Below are 20,329 nucleotides of genomic sequence, written 5' to 3' on the forward strand. Positions count from 1 at the left end.
TCTCCCGTCGCGAGGAGCGGGGAGAGGAGGGCCGACTGGGGTCGTCACCGGATCGAGACGCGGAGGGTTACTCGGCCGGAGCGGCCGGGGCCTCGTCGCGGTAGCGGGCGAAGCCGGGGCCCTTCTCGGCGAGGGCCTCGAGAGCCTCGGGGCGGATGCGGACCTCGGCGTCCTGGTGGAGCTTGAAGCCGGTGCCGGCGGGGACGAGGTGGCCGAGGATGACGTTCTCCTTCAGGCCGACGAGGTAGTCGACCTTGCCGGCCAGGGCGGCTTCGGTGAGGACCTTGGTCGTCTCCTGGAAGCTGGCGGCGGAGATGAAGCTCTCGGACTGCACCGCGGCCTTGGTGATGCCCAGCAGCTGGGTGCTGGCGGCGGCCGGCTTGGGGCGGACCCACTCGGCCTTGGCGCCGCCGTTCTCCTCGACTCGGGCGTTCTCCTTCTCGAAGGTTTCCCGAGGGACGATGTCTCCGGTGCGGAAGTCGGTGTCGCCGGGGTCCTTGACCTTGACGCAGCCGAGCAGTTCCTGGTTCGTCCGGCGGAACTCGAATTTGTCGATCACCGAACCGGGCAGCAGGTTCGTATCGCCGACCGACTCGATCTTCACCTTGCGGAGCATCTGGCTGACGATGATCTCCAGGTGCTTGTCGTCGATCTCGACGCGCTGGGCGCGGTAGACGTTCTGGATTTCGCGGAGCAGGTAGCGCTGGACGGCCTCCTCGCCGGAGATGCGGAGGATGTCGTGCGGCACCAGGGGGCCCTCGACCAGCGGCTCGCCGGCTCGGACGCGGCTGCCGGTGTGGACCTTCATGTACTTGCCGTGCGGCACCTGATGCTCGCGCTCGACGCCCGACTCGTTGCGGACGATGATCACGCGCTTGCCTCGGCGCTTCTCTTCCAGAATCTCGACCTTGCCGTCGACCTCGGCGATGACGGCCGGCTCCTTCGGCCGACGGGCCTCGAACAGCTCGGTGATCCGGGGCAGACCACCGGTGATGTCCATCGTCCGCCGGGCCTCTCGGGGAGTCTTGGCCAGGACGGTGCCGGCCTTGATCTGCTGGCCCTCCTGGACCTCGATGCCGGCGCGCTCGGGGATGTAGTAGAAGTCGAGAATCTTCCCCTCGGCGTCCTCCAGGATGATCTGAGGGTGCAGGTCGCCCTTGTGCTCCATGATCGCCCGGCGGTGGTGGCCGGTGCGGAGGTCCTGCTCGACGCGGAGCGTCTCGCCCTCGATGATGTCCTCGAAGCGGACCTTGCCGCCGACCTCGGCGAGGATGGGGATGTTGTGCGGGTCCCACTCGCAGAGGATGGCGCCCCGGGTGACCTCCTGGCCGTCCTCGACGTGCATGATCGAGCCGTCGGGGACGTCGTACTTCTCCAGCTCTCGGCCCTTGGCGTCGAGCAGTTGGATCTCGCCATTGCGGGACAGCGCGATCCGCTGCCCCTCGTCGTTGATCACGACGTTGATCCCGACGAGCTTGACGACGCCGTCTCGCTTCGAGCGGAGGTCCTTCTCCTCCAGGCCCGTGGTCGCGGTGCCGCCGATGTGGAAGGTCCGCATCGTGAGCTGGGTGCCCGGCTCGCCGATCGACTGGGCGGCGATGATGCCGACGGCCATCCCCTGCTCAACGAGCTGGCCGGTGGCCAGGTCCATGCCGTAGCAGAGCTGGCAGACGCCCAGCGGCGCCTCGCAGGTCATCGGGCTGCGGACCTGGATCTTCTCGACCTGCATCTCCTCCAGCTTCTTGGCCGCCGCGACGGTGATCATCTCGTTTTCGCGGACGACCACCTCGTCGGTGATCGGGTTGACGATGTTCACCCGGCTGACTCGGCCGCGGACCACCTGGGAGATGGCCACCTCGACCTTCTCGGAGGTCCCCTTGTAGACCGTTCCCTTGGTCACGCCCTGCGTGGTGCCGCAGTCGTGCATTGTGATGACGACGTTCTGGGCCACGTCGGCGAGCTTTCGGGTCAGGTAGCCGGAGTCGGCGGTCTTGAGCGCCGTGTCGGCCAGGCCCTTCCGGGCGCCGTGGGTGGAGGAGAAGTACTCCAGCACCGAGAGGCCTTCGCGGAAGTTGGCCTTGATCGGCGTCTCGATGATCTTGCCGGAGGGCTTGGCCATCAGGCCCCGCATGCCGGCGAGCTGTCGGATCTGCTCGACGCCGCCTCGGGCGCCGGAGTCGGCCATCAGGTAGATCGGGTTGAGGTAGACCTCGCCGTCTCGGACGTCGCTCTTGAGGTCGGCCATCATCTGCTGGGTGATGAGCTCTCGGGCGTGGGTCCAGGCGTCGAGGACCTTGTTGTAGCGCTCGAGCTCGGTGATGATGCCGCGCTGGTAGAGCTTGTTGTTCTTGACGACCTCCTTTTCGGCGTCTTCGAGGATCTTGAACTTGTTGGCCGGGGTCTTCAGGTCGTCGGTGGCGAAGGAGAGGCCGGAGCGGGTGGACTCGCGGAAGCCGATCTCCTTCATGTTGTCCAGCAGGGCGATCGTCTGCCGGCGGCCGAGGAGCTGATAGCAGTCGGCGATGATCATCTGAAGCTGCTTCTGCCCGAGCGCCATGTTGTAGTACGGCATTTTCTCGGGGAGCATGTCGTTGAAGATCACCCGGCCGACGGTGGTGCTGATCACCATGCCGGGGGTGAACTCCTTCTCGCCGTCGCCGCGGAGGGTCTTGTGCGCTGGCAGGCGCATCTTGATCATCGCGTGGGTGCCGACCTTTTTCTGGCTGGCGGCCTGGAAGACCTCCATCGGCGAGGAGAACACGCCGTACTCCCGGCCGTCCTCCTTGCGGTACTCGCCGGGCTCGCCGGGGCGCTGCACCGTCAGGTAGTAGCAGCCCATGACGATGTCCTGGCTCGGGCTGATGATCGGGCTGCCGTTGGCGGGGCTGAAGATGTTGTTGGTCGACATCATCAGCGTCATCGCCTCGACCTGCGCCTCGATCGACAGCGGCAGGTGCACCGCCATCTGGTCGCCGTCGAAGTCGGCGTTGAAGCCTCGGCAGACCAGCGGGTGGATGCGGATGGCGTTCCCCTCCACGAGCACCGGCTCGAAGGCCTGGATGCCCATGCGGTGCAGCGTCGGGGCTCGGTTGAGCAGGACCGGGTGGTTCTGGATCACCTCTTCAAGGATGTCCCAGACTTCCTCACTCCGACGCTCGAGCATCTTCTTGGCCGATTTGATCGTGTCGGCGTGCCCCAGTTCCTTGAGCCGTCGGATGATGAAGGGCTGGAACAGCTCCAGGGCGATCTTCTTCGGCAGGCCGCACTGGTGCAGCTTCAGCTCGGGGCCGACGACGATCACCGACCGGGCCGAGTAGTCGACGCGCTTGCCCAGCAGGTTCTCGCGAAAGCGGCCCTGCTTGCCTTTGATCATATCGGTGAGCGACTTCAGCGGGCGGTTGCTCGAACCGAGCACCGGCCGCTTGCAGCGGTTGTTGTCGAACAGCGCGTCGACCGCCTGCTGGAGCATCCGCTTCTCGTTGCGGATGATCACCTCGGGCGCGTTGAGGTCGACCAGCTTCTTCAGCCGGTTGTTCCGGTTGATGATTCGGCGGTAGAGGTCGTTCAGGTCGCTGGTGGCGAAGTTGCCGCTGTCGAGCAGCACCAGCGGCCGAAGGTCGGGAGGGATGACCGGGATCGCTTCCAAGACCATCCACTCGGGGCGGTTGTCGGAGTCTCGGAGGCTCTCGACGACCTTCAGGCGCTTGGTCAGGTCCTTGATCTTCTGCCGGCTGTTGGTTTCGACCAACTCCTGGCGGAGCTGCTTGGAGAGCTCAACGAGGTCGAGCCGCAGCAGCAGCTTGCGGATCGCCTCGGCCCCCATGTCGGCCTCGAAGGTGTCGCCGTAGTCGGCGCGGTACTTCCGGAACTCCTCCTCGGTCAGAAGCTGGCGCTCCTTCAGGGGGGTGTCGCCGGGGTCGACGACGACGTAGTCCTGGAAGTAGATGATCCGCTCCAGGCTGGTCGTCCGCATGTCCAGCAGCGTGCCGAGGCGGCTGGGCATGGCCTTGAAAAACCAGATGTGGACGACCGGCGCGGCCAGCTCGATGTGGCCCATGCGCTTCCGGCGGACGCGGGAGTGGGTGACCTTCACGCCGCAGCGGTCGCAGATCATCCCCTTGTACTTCATGCCGCGGTACTTGCCGCAGGCGCACTCCCAGTCCTTCTCAGGGCCGAAGATCCGCTCGCAGAACAGCCCGTCCTTCTCGGGGCGATAGGTCCGGTAGTTGATCGTCTCGGGCTTCTTGACCTCGCCGAACGACCAGCTTCGGATGTCGTACGGGGAGGCGAGTCCGATCTTGACGGCACCGTAATCGTTGATACGATCGTAGGCACTCTCGCCCATGCTCACGGGAATCGCTCCTCTGCACGCCCTCGGGGGGGGGTGCACTTCGCGGGTGGGGTGTCAAGCGGCTCGCGGGGGGTTCGCCAGCGTCCCGGCGTTTCGATCGTTCCGAACGGAACCGGCCCGGCCCGGTTCGTTTTCGTCCCCCGTTCGCAGTCGGTCGGTCGTTCGATCGGAGGGATCAGGCGCGATCGGCTGGAGTCGGCCTGGCGTTGCGTCGCTTCGATCCGGCGACGGGCCGGTCCCGGCGACCGGCCTCGGGGGCCCGAGCGGGGTCGGGCTCGGCCCGGGGCACCCCCCAGCGGGGCGGGTCAGACCCGGGGGTGCCTGCTGGCAACGGCGAACAGGCCGACGCCCCTTCCCCCGTCCGAAGCCGGGTCGGGCTCGGCCTCCGGGTCGTCCCTGACCGTCGCTCGGCCCGCCCCCGCAGGGGGCGGCTCAGTTCGTCGTCGGTGGCGATGATGGTGCTGCTGCTGCATGCGGCGCGCGGGACGCCGACACCCGCCGTCGAGCGACGTCCTCGGCGATTCCGCGAGGGGGATCTGGGCACTGGCGGCTCCGGGCTCTCCTGCCATTGGAGTCGGCATCCGGCAATTTTAGCGGCCGGCCCCGGGAAGTCCAAGGGAAATCCGCTTGACAGGGTGGATTTCGTCGAAGGCGATGGCGAGGGGGAGGGGGCGGCCCCGGGCTCGGGGGCGCCCCAACTCCCGATGGCCGCCGGTCAGATCCGCTTCTTCTCGAGCTGCATATTCAGCCCGAGCCCTCGGATCTCGTTGGTGAGCACGTCGAAGCTGGCGGGGGTGCCGGCCTCGAGCGTGTTCTCTCCCTTAACCATGCTCTCGTAGATTTTGGTCCGGCCCTCGACGTCGTCGGACTTGACCGTGAGCAGCTCCTGGAGGATGTAGGCGGCGCCGTAGGCCTCCAGCGCCCAGACCTCCATCTCACCGAACCGCTGGCCGCCGAACCGGGCCTTGCCGCCCAGCGGCTGCTGGGTGATCAGACTGTACGGGCCGGTGGCGCGAGCGTGGATCTTGTCGTCGACGAGGTGGTGGAGCTTGAGCATGTAGATGTAGCCGACCGTCACCCGCTGGTCGAACTTGTCGCCGGTGCGACCGTCGAAGAGCACGGCCTTGCCGTTCTCGGGCAGGCCGGCCTCCTTGAGGCACTGGCGGATCGTCGCTTCGTCGGCGCCGTCGAAGACGGGGCAGACGGCCTGGAACCCGAGCTTGCTGGCGGCCCAGCCGAGGTGGGTCTCCAGAATCTGCCCCACGTTCATGCGGCTGGGCACGCCCAGCGGGTTGAGCAGGATGTCGATCGGGGTGCCGTCTTCCAAAAACGGCATGTCCTCCACGGGAAGGATCTTGGCGATGACCCCCTTGTTGCCGTGGCGGCCGGCCATCTTGTCGCCCACGGAGATGACCCGCTTGGTGGCGACGTAGACCTTGACCATCTGCAGGACGCCCGAGGGGAGCTCGTCCCCCCGCTTCATGCTGTTGAGCCGGCGGTCGCGTTCGTCGCGCAGCGCCTCGATGCGCGGCTGGTGCGAGCGAGAAAGCCGGCGGCACTCCTTCAGCGCCTCGGGGCTGCGGATGTCGAGCTTCTCCAGGTTGAAGCGCTCGCTCTCCTCGGCCAGCTTGATCGGGTCCTTCTCCCGGCCCAGCGGCTTGCCGGTTTCGGGGTCGGGCAGCGGACCGCCGACGGCCTCCTCCATCGCCTTGATCATCGCCTTGTACTCGTCGGCGATGCGCTGGCTTTCGGCCAACTCGACGTCCTTCAGCTCCTTCTCGAAGGCCTTGCGCTCGTCTTCGGTCAGGCTCATCCTCCGGCTGAACCGGTGGGTGTCGATGACGATCCCCTCGACACCGGAGGGAACCTCCAGCGAGTCATTCTTCACGTCCTCGCCGGCGCGGCCGAAGATGGCGTGGAGCAGCTTCTCCTCGGGGGTCAGCTCACTCTTGGACTTCGGCGCCACCTTGCCGACCAGGATGTCTCCCGGCTTGACGTAGGTGCCGATCCGGACGATGCCGTTGTCGTCGAGGTTGCGGAGGGCCTTCTCCGAGACGTTCGGGATGTCCCGGGTGAACTCCTCGCGGCCGAGCTTCGTCTCTCGGATCTCGATCTCGAACTCCTCGATGTGGATCGACGTGTACACGTCGTCCATCACCAGGCGTTCCGAGATGATGATGGCATCCTCGAAGTTGTAGCCGTCCCAGGCCATGAAGCCGACCAGAACGTTGCGGCCCAGGGCCAGCTCGCCGAACAGCGTGGCGGCGCCGTCGGCGAGCACGTCTCCCTTCTTCACCTTCTGGCCGACCTCGACGATCGGCTTCTGGTTTAGGCAGGTCCGCTCGTTGAGGCCGACGTACTTGCGGAGCTTGTAGATATGCGTATCGTCGATGACCACCCGAGTGGCATCGACAAAGGTGACCGTGCCGTCCTGCTCGGCCTTGACCAGCATGCCCGAGTTCCGGGCGACGGCGTGCTCCAGGCCGGTGGCGACGATCGGCGGCTCGGTGACCAGCAGCGGCACCGCCTGGCGCTGCATGTTCGATCCCATCAGCGCCCGGTTGGCGTCGTCGTGCTCCAGGAAGGGGATGAGCCCGGCGGAGACGCCGACCATCTGCTTCGGGCTGATGTCGACGTACTGCACCGTCTCGGGCTTCACCACGACGAAGTCGCCCTGGTAGCGCGAGATGACGTTCCCTTCCAGCCGGCCGGTCTCGTCGGTGCCGGCGTCGGACGGGGCGATGTAGACCTCCGACTCCTCATCGGCCCGCATCAGAACGACGTCCTTGGTCCGCCGGCCGTCCTCGATCTTCAGGTAAGGGCTGACGAGGAAGCCGTACTCGTCCACCCCGCCGAAGATCCCCAGCGAGCTGATCAGCCCGATGTTCGTCCCTTCCGGCGTCTCGATCGGGCAGATGCGGCCGTAGTGCGAGATGTGCACGTCGCGCACCTCGAACCCGGCCCGCTTCCGGTTCAGGCCGCCGGGGCCCAGGGCCGAGAGCCGACGCTCGTGCGTCAGCTGCGCCAGCGGGTTGGTCTGGTCGACGACCTGGGACAGCTCACCGCGGCCGAAGAAGTACTCGATGGCGGCGCTGATCGACTTCGGGTTGATCAGGGACCGAGGCGTCATGTCCTCGGCGTCCTTCAGGTTCATCCGCTCCTGGACGGTGCGGCGGAGCTTGAGAAAGCCCTTGCGCAGCTCGTCGGAGGCCAGTTCGTCGATCGTCCGAAGGCGGCGGTTGCCCAGGTGGTCGATGTCGTCGACGTGCCCCTTGCCGCGTCGAAGGTTCAAGATATACCGGATCGAGTTCACGTAGTCGGCCGCGTCGAGGATCATCCGGTCCTCGGGCACGTCCTGGTCGAACTTGCGGTTGATCCGGAACCGGCCGACCTTGCCCAGGCGGTAGCGGTTGGTGTCGAAGAACTTCTCGTTGAACAGCTCGCGCGCCTTCTCCAACTGCGGCGGGTTGCCGGGGCGGAGCCGCTGGTAGATGCGGAGCAGGGCCGACTCGTGGTCGGTGGTCGGGTCCTCCTGGAGGGACTGGAGGATCAGCGGATCCCGGGCGTCCTTGAGGACCTCGACCGGCCCGAGGTTGGCGTCGACGAGCACCTGGGCCAGCGCCTTGGAGATGGTCGAGCCGCTGTCGGCCAGGACCTCGCCGGTGTTCGGGTCGACGATGTCTCCGCAGGCGATGCGTCCCTCGAGCCGCTGGGCCGAGTCCTTCGCGTCGGTCGGGATCGTCTCGTGGTCGTAGAAGGCGGCGAGGATCGCCTCGTCGGACGAGTAGCGCGGGTCCATCGCCCGCAGCAGGGTCATGGCCGAGAACTTCCCCGACTGGTCGATCCGGACGCCCAGGGTGTCCTTCTTGGTCACCTGCAGCTCGATCCAGCTGCCGCGCTCGGGGATGATCCGGCAGGCGTGCAGCCGCTTCTCGCTCGCCTCGATCTCGACGACGAAGTCTACGCCCGGGGAGCGGTGCAACTGGCTGACGACAACGCGCTCGGCGCCGTTGATGATGAACTCGCCGCCGCCGATCATGATCGGCATGTCGCCGAGGTAGACCGACTCCTCGATCGCCGTCTCGCCCTTGTTCAGCCGGAGCCAGACGTGCAGCGGCCGGCCGTAGGTCAGGCGAAGCTGTCGGCACTCGTCCGGGTCGTAGCGCGGTTTGCCCAGGTCGTAGCGGATGTATTCGAGCTTCAGTTGTTTGTCATACGACTCGATCGGGAAGATTTCGCGGAAGACGCCTTCGAGGCCCGAGTCGAGCCGCTTCTCGGGGGGGGTGTCGGCCTGGAGGAAGCGGGCGTAGCTGACCGTCTGGATCTGGGTCAGGTCCGGGATGGGGTACTCGTCCTCGATCCGGCCGAAGTTGCGGGGAGGGAGGGGGGTGATCCGCCTGGCGCTGCTGGCGTAGGGCATCGGGTCGCGCTCCTCGAGGGGAGATGAAAGGCGGGCGCCGCCTCGGGCAATCGGGCGTCGGGTCGGACGGCCCCCCAGGGCGATCGGTCTTGGCCTCCGGCGGTCGGAGGGAGGGGGTGGGGCCTCGACCCGGGGGCGTGATCCGACCGGCTTCGAGCCGGCCCGGGGCGGGCGTCCGGGGCCCCGGTGCCGGGCGGCGCGCCGGCGTGCCCCGGGCGGTCCGGGAAGGGCGCCCGATCCGTCGAGGGCGCCGGCCGGGCCGGCCGGGGCGGTCTGGTTGGTGGGTTGCCTCGGGGCCAGCCGGGCCCCCGGCGGCGGCGTTCGCCGTCCGACGCCCCGGGCCGGGCCGCCATCGACCGCGGCGCCGGCGATCGGACGGGCCCCGGCCCGCGGCCGGAGCCGGGGCCGGTCCCGGGGAGGGGGCTCACTTGATGCTGGCGGTGCCGCCGGCCTCCTCGAGCTCCTTCTTCAGCTTCTCGGCGTCCTCCTTGGAGATGCCGGTCTTGATCGGCTTCGGGGCGCCGTCGACCAGCTCCTTGGCCTCCTTCAGGCCCAGGGCGGTGGCCGCGCGGACGACCTTGATCACCTGGATCTTCTGGGCGCCGGCGTTCTCCAGGATGACGTCGAACTCGGTCTTCTCGGCGGCGGCGGGGGCGGCATCACCGCCGCCTCCGGTCGCCGGCCCGGCCACGGCGACGGCCGCGGCGGCCGCCTTGATGCCGTGGACCTCCTCGAGGTAGTCGCCCAGGGCCTTGGCCTCCAGGACGGTCAGCTTGACGATCGACTCGCCGAGGGTCTTGATGTTCTCGGCGAACTCGCGGGCGGGGGCGTCGGTGGCCATTGTGCGGCGGTCCTTTCGTTCGAGCGTTCGTTCGGGCCGTCTCGGCGGGTCTCGGCGCCGGTCGGCCGGTCGAGGTGGAGGGAGTGGGGGTCGCGGTGGCGCTCCCGATGCCCGGGGCCTTCCGCTCCCCCGTCAACGCAACGAGTGAGTCGGCAGGGGATCGATCCGATCGCGGGCGGGTCAGCCCGCGGCCTCGGCGTTAGCCGGGGCGGCCTCGGCGTCGGCTTCGGCTCCCTCGGCGATCGAGCGGAGCTGCCCGAGCAGGCCGGAGGCCGGAGCGTTGGCCAGGCTGACGATCCGCTGGGCGGGAGCCAGGGCCAGGCCGGCGACCCGGGCGATCAGCTCCTCCCGGCTCGGCAGCTTGGTGATATCCTCAACCTCGTCGGGGGAGATCACCACGCCGTCGACGGCGCCGCCCTTGATCCTGGGCTTCTGCTCCTTCTTGGTCGCCTCGGCGAGCTTCTTGACCTGGCTGGAGATCTCCTTGGCCAGTTCGGCAACGCCGTCGCCGCCCCAGGCGGCCACGCTCGGTCCGCTGAGGTACTGGCGGAGGCCGCCCAGCCCCATCTCCTCGAAGATGCGGCCGGCCAGGCTGTTCTTGAGCACCTTGATGCGGATCGACTTCTTGCGGAGGTCGCTCCGCAGCTGGGTTTCGCTGATGGCGTCCAGGCCGCCCAGGTCGAGCAATAGCACCGACCGCGTCCCGTCCAGCTCGCGGCGGAGCTGGTCCATCATCAGCTCTTTGACGTACTTGCTCATCGGTTCATCGTCGGCCGGGGGCCGCCTCCAGGTGGGTTCCGGGCCTCGGCTCAGGTCAGGCGACGACCCGGATGCCCGGGCTCATCGTGGCCGACACGGTGACCGACCGGATGTACTGCCCCTTGGCGGCGGCCGGCTTGACCATCTTGAGGTGGTTCAGAAACGCCTGGATGTTCTCGATCAGCCGCTGCTCGTCGAAGCTCAGCTTGCCGACCGGGGCGGCGACGTTGCCCCCCTTGTCGTTGCGGAACTCGATCTTGCCAGCCTTGAACTCGCGGACCGCCGAGGCGATGTCCGTCGTCACGGTACCCGACCGCGGCGAGGGCATCAGGCCCCTCGGCCCGAGCACTCGGCCCAGCGGGCCCACGATCCCCATGACGTCCGGCGTGGCCAGGGCCACGTCGAAGTCCATGTTGCCCGCCTTGACCTGGGCGGCCAGGTCGTCGGCCCCGACGAGATCGGCGCCGGCCTCCCGGGCCTTCTCGGCGTTCTCGCCCTGGGCGAAGACCGCCACGCGGACGCTCTTGCCGATGCCGTGCGGCAGGGCCACCGACCCGCGCACGTTCTGGTCGCTCTGCCTGGGGTCGATCCCCAGGTTCGTCGAGACCTCGACGGTCTGGTCGAACTTGGTGGTGCCGAACTTCTTCAGCGCCGCGACCGCCTCCTCCAACGATAGCGGCCCCGAGGGGACCATCGCCATCAGGGCGCGAAAGCGCTTCGAATGCTTGGGCACGATCGCTCTCCTGTGCGGGGAAAGCTGCCGCCACGGCCGGGCGTCCGGCGGCCCGGAGCGGGGCCGCAGGGGTTCCGGTGCTCCCGTGGCCCGCCGAGGGCCTCCCCCGGCGGGCGGTCGCGCCGGGGCGGGATGGCCGGCCCCCCCCTCCGAGGGGACCGGCCGGTGATTCAAACCGTGTCGATGCCGGCTCCAGAGCGCCGATGCCCGGTCAGCCAACCCGACGGCGCCGAGGCCGGCCGGGAGCCCTCGCCGGGCATCAGCCCTTGATCTCCACCCCCATGCTCCTGGCCGTGCCGGCGATCAGCCGCATGGCGTGGTCGATGTCCCGGGCATTCATGTCCTGGAACTTGGTCTCGGCGATCTTCCGGACCTGGTCGATGGTGACGGTGCCGACCTTGGTCTTGTGCGGCTCGGCAGATCCGGAGGCGATCCCCGCGGCCTGCTTCAGCAGGACGGCGGCCGGCGGGCTCTTGGTGATGAACTCGAAGCTGCGGTCGTTGTAGACCGTGATCTCGACGGGGATCGTCGTCCCCTTCATGTCCTTGGTCCGTTCGTTGAACTGCATCACGAACTGACCAATGTTCACGCCGTGCTGGCCCAGCGCCGGGCCGACCGGCGGGGCCGGAGTGGCCGAGCCGCCGGGGCACTGAAGCTTGATCTTGGCCGTGACCGTCTTCGCCATCGCTCTTGCGCTCCGAGGCAGTGGGCAGTAGGCAGGGGGGCAGTAGGCAGGGGGAGGGGGAAGCGAAACAGTCGGAGCGGACGGTTCGATCGCTCGGCAACGGTCCTCGCCGGCGACGCCGACGGCCGGCCGAGCGCTCCGACGCGCGCATCAGACCCGCTCGACCTGCCAGTATTCCAGGTCCACCGGGGTCGGCCGGTTGAAGATGATGAGCATGACCTTGACCAGACCGCGCGCCTCGATGACCTCCTCGACGTTCCCCTCGAAGTTCTCGAAGGGGCCTTCCTTGATCTTGACGCGGTCGCCGCGCTCGAGGTCGATCTTGGGGACGGCCTTGGACTCGCCCGGCTCCTCGGGCTTGAGGATCTTGTCGATCTCGGCCTGGCTCATCGGCGTCGGGGTGCCGTGGGCGCCGACGAAGTCTCCCACACCGGGAGTCTCCCGCACCACGAACCAGGTCTTCTCGTTCAGCTCCATGTGGACCATGATGTAGCCGGGGTAGCTCTTGCGCTCGACCGTCCGCTTCTTGTTGTTGCGAATCTCGGTGACCTTCTCCTTGGGCACGACGATCTGGTCGAAGTAGCGTTCGAGCGCCTCGATCTTCACCCGGCGCTCCAGGGCCGCCTTGATCGTGTCCTCCCGGCCGCTCTGGACTTTCAGGACGTACCAGACAAGGTTCGGGGGAGGCTCGTCGTCGTCCTTCTCCCCGATCCCGATGCCGACCTCCGGCTCGTCGGGTTCCTGCGCGCCTTCCCCCTCGGCCGCGTCAGCCCTGGCGGGATCGCGGCGGGCGTGCGCCGTCGAGGCGGCCGGTTCGGCGTCCTCCGGCTCACCTCCGATCTCGTCATCCTCCCCGGCCACGTCGCCCGGGGGCGTGCCGCCGTCGGGGGCCGATTCCTCGACTTCGTAGAGATTCGACGGGCCGATCGCCGACCCGGCGTCCGGCTCGGGCGTCGGACCGGGTTCGGTCGGCTCCGCCCCGGGGACCGGCTCGGGCTCGTCGTGTTCGTCGGGCGTCGTACTCATCCGGCAGCAGGGGTTGAAAGGTAGGGTCGGAGGGAGGGCCCGCGGTCATCGGACGGTCGGGAACGAGCGACCGGATCAGCCGGCCGACCCGATCGCCTCGCCGGTGCCGGCCGAGACGTTGAGCACGCCGATCTGGTTGAGCAGGAACATCCAGAGCTGGTCGATACCGAAGAGGAACAGCGAGATCACCAGCACCGTCACCAGCACGACGGCCGTCGCCCGCTTCAGGTCCTCCCGGCTGATCCAGGAGACCTTGTTCATCTCGGCCTGGGTGGCGATCAGGAAGTCGGCGAAGGGAGGGTAGTGGACCAGCCGGAAGCTGAGCCAGGCGAAGGCGGCGGCCAGGGCGCCGGAGAGCCCGTAGCGGAAGTAGACCCCCTGCCCCTCGAGCGTCTCCGAGAGGCGCCAGACGCCGACCAGCAGCAGCGCCCCGCTGCCGATCCCGGTCCAGAGCCGGGAGTGCCAGCCCTGCATGGGCTTGTACAGGCTCGAGCTCAGCAACGTGGCCACGAACTGGTTGGACCGCTTCCCGCCGGACTTGCCCGCCTTGGGCGCGGACTTCGACGAGCGGGGCTCCGCCGCCTCATCCTTCACCTTGCCCATCGCCCGCCTCCTCCCCGGATGCCCTGGCCCTGAACGTCGTCATCCCCCTCGTCCGCCGATCGCGTCGGGATCCCCCCCGGCCGGCATCATCACGGGCCCGGGGACCGATGGGGATCGCGTCCCCCGTCCGGCCCTCGGGCCCGTCGAGCCGGACGGGTCGGCCCGGGAGACCAGCCCCGGGGCGGCTCGGTGCCCAAAGGGCGCCGGTCCGGCGAGTGGATGAGAAGCACGAGCGGAGGGAATCGAACCCCCAACCCCCGGTTTTGGAGACCGGTGCTCTACCAGTTGAGCTACGCTCGTCCGTTGCCGGGCACCCCGCCCGGCTGGGGTGGTCCCCGAGGGGGCCCGATGGGATCGGACACCCCGGTCGGCGCGGCTCGCCGTCAAAGCGGGCCGCGCCGGCCGGGGTGCGATCCGACCAGATTCGCGCCGGGGGCCGACGGTCACTCGATGATCTTGGTCACGACGCCGGCGCCGACGGTCTTGCCACCCTCTCGGATGGCGAAGCGGAGGTTTTCCTCCATGGCGATCGGGGCGATCAGCTCCACCGTCATCTTGATGTTGTCGCCTGGCATGCACATCTCGGCCTCGCTGCCGTCCTCGGACAGCAGATTGACGATCGTGCCGGTGACGTCGGTGGTGCGGAAGTAGAACTGCGGCCGATAGTTCTTGAAGAACGGGGTGTGGCGGCCGCCCTCGTCCTTGGAGAGGACGTAGACCTCGGCCTCGAACTTGGTGTGCGGGGTGATCGAGCCCGGCTTGCAGATGACCTGGCCGCGCTCGAGCTGGTTCTTCTCCACGCCTCGCAGCAGCAGGCCGACGTTGTCGCCCGCCTGCCCTTCGTCGAGCGTCTTTTGGAACATCTCGACGCCAGTGACGGTTGTGTCCATCGTCGTGCCGAAGCCGATGATCTGGACCTTGTCGCCGACCTTGACGATCCCGCGATCGATCTTGCCGGTGCCCACCGTGCCGCGGCCCTTGATCGAGAAGACGTCCTCGACGGGCATGAGGAACGGCTTGTCAATGTCGCGGACCGGGTCCGGGATGTAGCTGTCCATCGCGGCCACCAGCTCGAGGATGGGCTTGGCGGCGGTTTCGTCGGTCGGGTTGTCGTAGGCCGGCTTGGCGGAGCCGCGGATGATCGGGATCTCGTCGCCGGGGAACTTGTAGTGCGACAGCAGGTCGCGGAGCTCGAACTCGACCAGCTCCAGCAGCTCCTCGTCGTCGACCAGGTCGACCTTGTTCAGGAAGACCACCAGGGCCGGCACGCCGACCTGCCGGGCCAGCAGGATGTGCTCCCGGGTCTGGGGCATCGGGCCATCGGCGGCGGAGACCACCAGGATCGCACCGTCCATCTGGGCGGCGCCGGTGATCATGTTCTTGATGTAGTCGGCGTGCCCCGGGCAGTCGATATGGGCGTAGTGGCGGTTCTCGCTCTCGTACTCGACGTGCGAGACGGCGATCGTAACCGTCTTGGTCGCGTCTCGGACCGTCCCCCCCTTGGCGATGTCGGCGTAGGACTTGGTTTGGGCGCCGCCTCGGGCCCCGAGCACCGCCAGCAAGGCGGCCGTCAGGGTCGTCTTGCCGTGGTCGATATGCCCGATCGTGCCGACGTTCACGTGCGGCTTGGTCCGAACGAAGGTTTCCTTGGCCATCGGTTGCTTCCCGTCGTCTCCTGGTCCTGGAACGCGAGGTGGGGGGTCCGCCCGTCTCCTCGCGCGTCCGAATGTTCCGGCCGCGTCCCGAGCCGGGTCGGGAGTCCGCCGGAAGTCGGACGGCGCGGGCCTGGGGGGTTCATCATGCCGAACTGGTGTGATCCATCCTTTTTGTCATTCACGTCGCTTGAGAGAGCTGCCGGTGGGGTTCGAACCCACGACCTCGTCCTTACCAAGGACGCGCTCTACCTGCTGAGCCACGGCAGCGTGATGAGGGGGGCAAGTCTTGGGGTCGGCGGCGCCTCGCTGGAGAGGGGGGAGGGATCGCGACGCTTCGGCTGGGCCGTCGAGGGACAATCATCTCGGGAGAGCGGGTGATGGGAATCGAACCCACGCAGCCTGCTTGGAAGGCAGGGGCTCTACCACTGAGCTACACCCGCGTTTGGCCTCGGGGCGGCCCGGGAGACGGCGGAAGGTCGAGGGTCGTCTTGCGTGTCCTCCTCAGCATCGTCCCCCCGGGCAGTCGGGGCTTCGAACCGGTCGGCCGCTCCGGGCCGGATGGGTGGTGCAGGATTCGAACCTGCGAAGGCAGTGCCACCAGATTTACAGTCTGGCCCCTTTGACCGCTTGGGTAACCACCCGATTCGTTCCACCCGGGAAATCCGCTGACCCTGGTTTCGAGGCGAAGCGGCCCGGCAGAGCTGGCGGTGAGACTCGAACTCACAACCTACGGTTTACAAGACCGTTGCTCTGCCAGTTGAGCTACGCCAGCGTCCGAGGGGAAGCGGAAAAGTCAGAATGTATCCGCGACTCCGCCCGATTGCAAGCGAATTTTCGGCCAACCGGATCGAAGACGGGGTCGGACGGCGATCCTGGTCGCCCACGACCATGTTCGATCGATCGTACAACGACCGACCGGGACTCGGCAAGAGGGAACCTGTTTCTTCCCCACGAGTACCGGACACGTTCGGCCGCCCGGCGGTTCGTCCCGATGGCGGGGCAGTCGCACGGAAACGCGCGTCGCCCCCATCTTCTGTGTGGGAGGCCGTGGCCACGATGCGAGCGATTCCTTGAAATGAGCGGGCCTGGGTTCTGTTCGACCACTTGACCTGGAACCACGAGGCCGGCTTCACTTCAGCATCCTTCTCCCACAAACACCTGGCTCGTCTCCGGTTGGCCGCTGGAGAGCACCCCGAATCCTGGGCGCTGGAACGGCCCTCGATCGGACGGGATCGCCGGGTCAGGGTTTCGGGACTTGACCCAGGGTCCTCAATCGTGGCGGGCGTCCCGTCGCCCGGCGACGAGGGGAGCCGCTTCACTCCGCGAGGGGCACGTCGTCGAGGAACCGGCCCAGCACTCGAGGGCCTCGGACAGGTCCGACGGTTCCCTGCCGCACCTGTCCAGGATTCGGGGAGCACGGCGATCGAGCTTAGAACATCGGCAGGTCCATCCGCTCCTCGACGGCGATCCGACGCAGCTTTTCCTGGGCTCGGGACTCGATCTGACGGACCCGTTCCTTGGTGATCCCCAGCTCCTTGCCCAGTTGCTCCAGGGTCATCTCTCGGCTGCCGTCGAGGCCGTACCGGCTGATCATGATCCGCCGCTCGCGGTCGTCCAGCCGGCCGAGCATCCCCTGCACCGCCTCGACGTTGCGGCGGTGGGCGGTTTCGTACTCGTGCTCGTCGATCCGGCTGTCGGCGGCCGACTCGAACATCTCCTCGTGGCCGGTGACGAACCGATCTCGGCGATAGTTCTCCTCGGGGATCGTGCGGGCGAAGTTCTTCATGATCGCCCAGCTGGCGTAGGTGGAGAACTTGTTGCCCCGGGCATAGTCGAACTTCTCGACGGCTCGGATGAGCGACATGTTGCCGTCGCTGACCAGCTCGAAGAAGTTGTTCGACGGTCCGACGTGCCGCTTGGCGATCGAGACGACCAGCCGGAGGTTGGCCCGGATGATCTGGTTCTTGACGGCGAGGGCCTCTTCCTGCAGGCGCTCGATCTCGTCCAGTTCCGAGGTCTTGGCCTTGGTCGGGTCGAGGCGATCGCGGAGCAGGTGGGCCTTGTACTTCAGGAAGTTCATCTTCCGGAAGAGGTGGGCCTCCTGCTCCCGGGTGAGCAGCGGGACCTCGTAGAGGCTCGCCAGGTAAGGAGGTAAACCCTTCGGGGCCTTCACCTTGCGCGGGGCTCGGCCGTCGGGCGGAAGGGGCGTCTCGGCGAGGATCTCGGCCGAGGAGGCGGGGTCGTCGAAGCTGGGGTGGTACATGTACTCCAGCTTCGTCTCCAGCAACCGGGTGGCGCGGAGTTCGTTGAGGATGCGGTAGATGCTCGACCGGGTCCGTCCGTACTGCTTGGCCAGCACCTCGGCCGAGGTGCCGGTGCGGTACTTCCGGTAGATCTGGGCCTTGGCCTCCTCGTCCAGCGGCCCGGTCGAGGGGGGGAAGATCGCCCGATCGGGGTGGTCCCGGTCGTAGGTCTTGAGCGTCATGCGGATGGTCTCAGGTGAGCGGGACATCTTTCTGGCGATCCTCCGGGCGATCTCGGCGGCAGAGGCCTGCCGGACCGCGGCCATGCGGCGGGCGCGGCGGATGATCCCCTCGCGCTCCGCCTCCGACAACTGGCTGAACCGAGTCCCGCGATCGACCTGTTCGCGGTGCTCCGACACGAACCGGGCCAGGCTCGATTCCAGGAACCCGACCTTCAGCCGACCGTCGACCCGGAAGTGCCGACCCACCAGCCCCTGCCGGCGCCAGCGGTTGACGGTGCGGGTCGAAACCTGATATCGGCGACTGACCTCCTCGACCGTCAGCACCGGCTCCGGAGCCTCCTCGATCGGCAGGGCGACGGTCCGCGACAGATCCTCCACGTACAACCGCAGGTCATGCCTCGCGTCGCGGCCGGGCAGGACCAGCAGCGAGGTCGAATCGGCCCGATATCCGGTAATCCGGTAGCAGAGGTACTCGAACGGATACTCCTTCTCGGGGTCGAGTTCGGCCAGCAGCCGCTCGGCGCGGTCCAGTTGCTCCAGCCGACGCTCTCGGGTGGAGGTACGCGTCTGCTGGTCCATCAACTGCCGAAGCGCGGGAAGTCGGTACGACTGGCTCATCCCTGGTTCGCTCCCCGGGCCTGGCTCGACCCGGCTGGTGGCTCGACCTCCGAGCTCGATCGCGTCCGTTCAGACGCCCTGGGCCGCTTCAAAAGTTCCGCGTTCTATAAGTTCGACGCGGCTGGCCTCGGGGTTCGTCGGCATGTGGACGAATTTCGTCGGACTTGGACACCTGCCACGGTAAGTAAGAGGACATCGAACCGCGAGAAGTTCACTCGTGGGGCCGACCGGCCCTCGAATCGCCTGAGGCCCGCAAACGCGATACCTCGCCCCCGAGCTCGCGGCGGCGCGATCCCAGGTCGTCGTCGCAACTGGTTTCGGAACCCAGTTCAGCGCCAATCGGGCCTGCTCGCCCCGTCGCGGCCAGCGACCAGGACTCTCATCCCGGCCCTCCCGGATTTTTCCCGTTGAAGTCAGCCATCGACACGGCCCCGCGGGGTTGCATGGCAGGGAAGGACGGCGCAATCCCACCGTTTATTCGGAAGGTCGATCCCGGACGTGACCAGAATCCCCGATTTTTTTCGAGTTCGCCCCTCCGGCCTGTCGACGCGCGGGGCGGGATGCCGATCCTCTCTCACGAGGACAGCCGATCCGGCCCCGATCCGACCCGAGTGGCCCGGAAGGCGCCTGGATTGTCGGGTGATCGCGCGCAGCGTGGATATCTGAGGAGGACTGCACTGATGGCGATCCGACGAGGGCTCAGGGTGCTCGTCCCCGGCCTGTTCCTGCTGGCCTTCGGGCCGAGGCAGGCCGCGTCCGGGGGGGCGGCCGGCCCGGAGACGCTGGCCGAGCGGGCGGAGCCGGGGAGTCGGTCGCTCGTGGTCGTGACTCTGGAGGCCGACGGCCGATACCGCCCCGGCCCCGGGGACGAGGATCGGCCGATCGAGCTGTCCGTCCGATCATCGCTGGAGTACGTCGAGCAGGTGCTCGCCGTCGACCCGTCGGGTGCGGCCCGTCGGTCTTCCCGACGCGTGGACTCGGCCTCGGTCACGATCGAGGGGGACGGTGGGGCGATCCTCCCCTCTTCCATCGCCTTGCGCCCGGAGGTGGTGTCGCTGGTGGCCGACCGGGGGGCCGAGGGCGAGGTGGTCGTGGCCAGCCCGTCGGGGCCGCTGACTCGCCCCGAACTGGAACTGGTCCAGCTCCCCGCCGATCCGCTGGTGCTGCCCGCCTTCCTGCCCCCCGGCCCCGTGGCCGAGGGGGACCGCTGGCCCCTCCCCGATTCCGTGGCCCGCTCGATCAGCGGCTACGACACCCTCTCCTCGCGGACGATCGAGGCAACGCTCCGATCGCTCGAAGACGCCCGGGCCCAGGTCGAATTCTCCGGTCGCATCGAGGGGGCCGTGCTCGGAGCCCTCGGGCAAATGGACATCGAAGGGTCGTATCAGTTTGACCGGGAAACCGGCCGGATCGCGACGCTTTTCCTCCGGCGTTCCGAGCGCCGGGAGCCCGGCCAGGTCGAGGCTGGGCTGGAATTCCAAAGCGAGCTGACCCTCCAGCGTTCCGACGCCGAGGAGGACGACGGTCACGGGTTGGTCCAGCGGGTTGTCGAGGAGCTGCCGAGCCGATGGCTCCTGCTGCGGTACGAGGCGCCGGACGGCCGCTATCATTTGGAGCACGACCGCTCCTGGTATGTGTTCTCCGAGGACGACCGCCAGTCGGTCCTCCGCTGCGTTGAGGGGGGCTCGGTGCTCTGCCAGGCGAACCTCGTGGTCGGCCCGACGATCGAGCCGGGGGCCCGGCCCAAGGCCGATCGCTTCCGGGACGACGTCCGCAAGGCGCTCGGCGACCGCTTCGAGCGGTTCATCGACGCCGGCCAGGTGGCCGCCCCCCCTGGAGAGTCCCGCTACCGGCTCGCGATCGCCGGCTCCCAGGGAGACGAGCCGATCACCTGGTACTATTATCAGGTCGCCGACGCCTCGGGCCGGCAGCTCGTGGCCATCTTCACGCTGAGGGCCTCGGAGGTCGAACGCTTCGGGAGGAGGGACCAGCGGATGATCGGCTCGCTCCGGTGGGCCGACCCGGACGGCGACGGCCCCGGGCCGGAGGAGCCGGAGGCGACTCCCCGCCGATGACCAGGGGACGGCCCGGTCGATCGCCGGCCGTCGCCGGGCCGATCCGACGGGGAGGGGGCCCCTGGCAGGGGATCGCCA

At 68.0% G+C, this 20,329-nt stretch carries 11 protein-coding genes and 5 tRNA genes; 1 reads left to right on the top strand and 15 read right to left on the bottom strand.

What is annotated here, in order from left to right; genetic code table 11:
- Positions 1-67: 67 nt before the first annotated feature.
- The 15 genes from rpoC to TsocGM_RS05245 all read right to left on the bottom strand — a co-directional run bounded on the left by rpoC (position 68) and on the right by TsocGM_RS05245 (position 18,176).
- The gene (gene rpoC / locus TsocGM_RS05175; protein WP_126724242.1) at positions 68-4,351 is read right to left on the bottom strand and encodes a DNA-directed RNA polymerase subunit beta'; all 4,284 of its coding nucleotides are present in this window, start codon (positions 4,349-4,351) and stop codon (positions 68-70) included.
- Between the two features lie 715 nt (positions 4,352-5,066).
- Entirely contained in the window at positions 5,067-8,771 is a 3,705-nt protein-coding gene (gene rpoB / locus TsocGM_RS05180) for a DNA-directed RNA polymerase subunit beta (RefSeq protein ID WP_126724243.1), read from the bottom strand.
- A 424-nt stretch (positions 8,772-9,195) separates the two neighbouring features.
- A complete protein-coding gene (gene rplL / locus TsocGM_RS05185; protein WP_126724244.1) occupies positions 9,196-9,612 on the bottom strand; it encodes a 50S ribosomal protein L7/L12 in 417 nt (138 codons plus the stop codon).
- Between the two features lie 180 nt (positions 9,613-9,792).
- Positions 9,793-10,371, bottom strand: coding sequence for a 50S ribosomal protein L10 (gene rplJ / locus TsocGM_RS05190; RefSeq protein WP_126724245.1), 579 nt, complete (start codon positions 10,369-10,371; stop codon positions 9,793-9,795).
- 55 nt (positions 10,372-10,426) lie between these two features.
- Positions 10,427-11,104 (bottom strand): 50S ribosomal protein L1, encoded by a 678-nt coding sequence (gene rplA, locus TsocGM_RS05195; RefSeq protein ID WP_126724246.1) that lies wholly within the window; start codon positions 11,102-11,104, stop codon positions 10,427-10,429.
- A gap of 259 nt (positions 11,105-11,363) precedes the next feature.
- Positions 11,364-11,789 (bottom strand): 50S ribosomal protein L11, encoded by a 426-nt coding sequence (gene rplK, locus TsocGM_RS05200; protein ID WP_126724247.1) that lies wholly within the window; start codon positions 11,787-11,789, stop codon positions 11,364-11,366.
- Between the two features lie 150 nt (positions 11,790-11,939).
- Positions 11,940-12,815 carry a transcription termination/antitermination protein NusG gene (gene nusG / locus TsocGM_RS05205; protein ID WP_126724248.1) on the bottom strand — a complete coding sequence of 292 codons (876 nt, stop codon included), beginning with the start codon at positions 12,813-12,815 and terminating at the stop codon, positions 11,940-11,942.
- Positions 12,816-12,890: 75 nt separating this feature from the next.
- Complete coding sequence (gene secE, locus TsocGM_RS05210; RefSeq protein WP_126724249.1) at positions 12,891-13,418, bottom strand: preprotein translocase subunit SecE; 528 nt, start codon at positions 13,416-13,418, stop codon at positions 12,891-12,893.
- A gap of 227 nt (positions 13,419-13,645) precedes the next feature.
- A tRNA-Trp gene (locus TsocGM_RS05215) sits at positions 13,646-13,718 on the bottom strand.
- A 143-nt stretch (positions 13,719-13,861) separates the two neighbouring features.
- Entirely contained in the window at positions 13,862-15,073 is a 1,212-nt protein-coding gene (gene tuf / locus TsocGM_RS05220) for an elongation factor Tu (RefSeq protein ID WP_126724250.1), read from the bottom strand.
- A 194-nt stretch (positions 15,074-15,267) separates the two neighbouring features.
- Positions 15,268-15,340 (bottom strand) — tRNA-Thr (locus TsocGM_RS05225).
- A 102-nt stretch (positions 15,341-15,442) separates the two neighbouring features.
- A tRNA-Gly gene (locus TsocGM_RS05230) sits at positions 15,443-15,513 on the bottom strand.
- A gap of 119 nt (positions 15,514-15,632) precedes the next feature.
- Positions 15,633-15,714, bottom strand: a tRNA-Tyr gene (locus TsocGM_RS05235).
- 58 nt (positions 15,715-15,772) lie between these two features.
- Positions 15,773-15,845, bottom strand: a tRNA-Thr gene (locus TsocGM_RS05240).
- 657 nt (positions 15,846-16,502) lie between these two features.
- On the bottom strand, positions 16,503-18,176 hold the full coding sequence (locus TsocGM_RS05245) for a sigma-70 family RNA polymerase sigma factor (RefSeq protein ID WP_126724251.1): 1,674 nt from the start codon (positions 18,174-18,176) through the stop codon (positions 16,503-16,505).
- 680 nt (positions 18,177-18,856) lie between these two features.
- Here TsocGM_RS05245 and TsocGM_RS05250 point away from each other — a divergent pair.
- Entirely contained in the window at positions 18,857-20,251 is a 1,395-nt protein-coding gene (locus tag TsocGM_RS05250; RefSeq protein WP_126724252.1) for a hypothetical protein, read from the top strand.
- Positions 20,252-20,329 lie beyond the last annotated feature (78 nt).

It is taken from the genome of Tautonia sociabilis (assembly GCF_003977685.1).
Taxonomy (GTDB): domain Bacteria; phylum Planctomycetota; class Planctomycetia; order Isosphaerales; family Isosphaeraceae; genus Tautonia; species Tautonia sociabilis.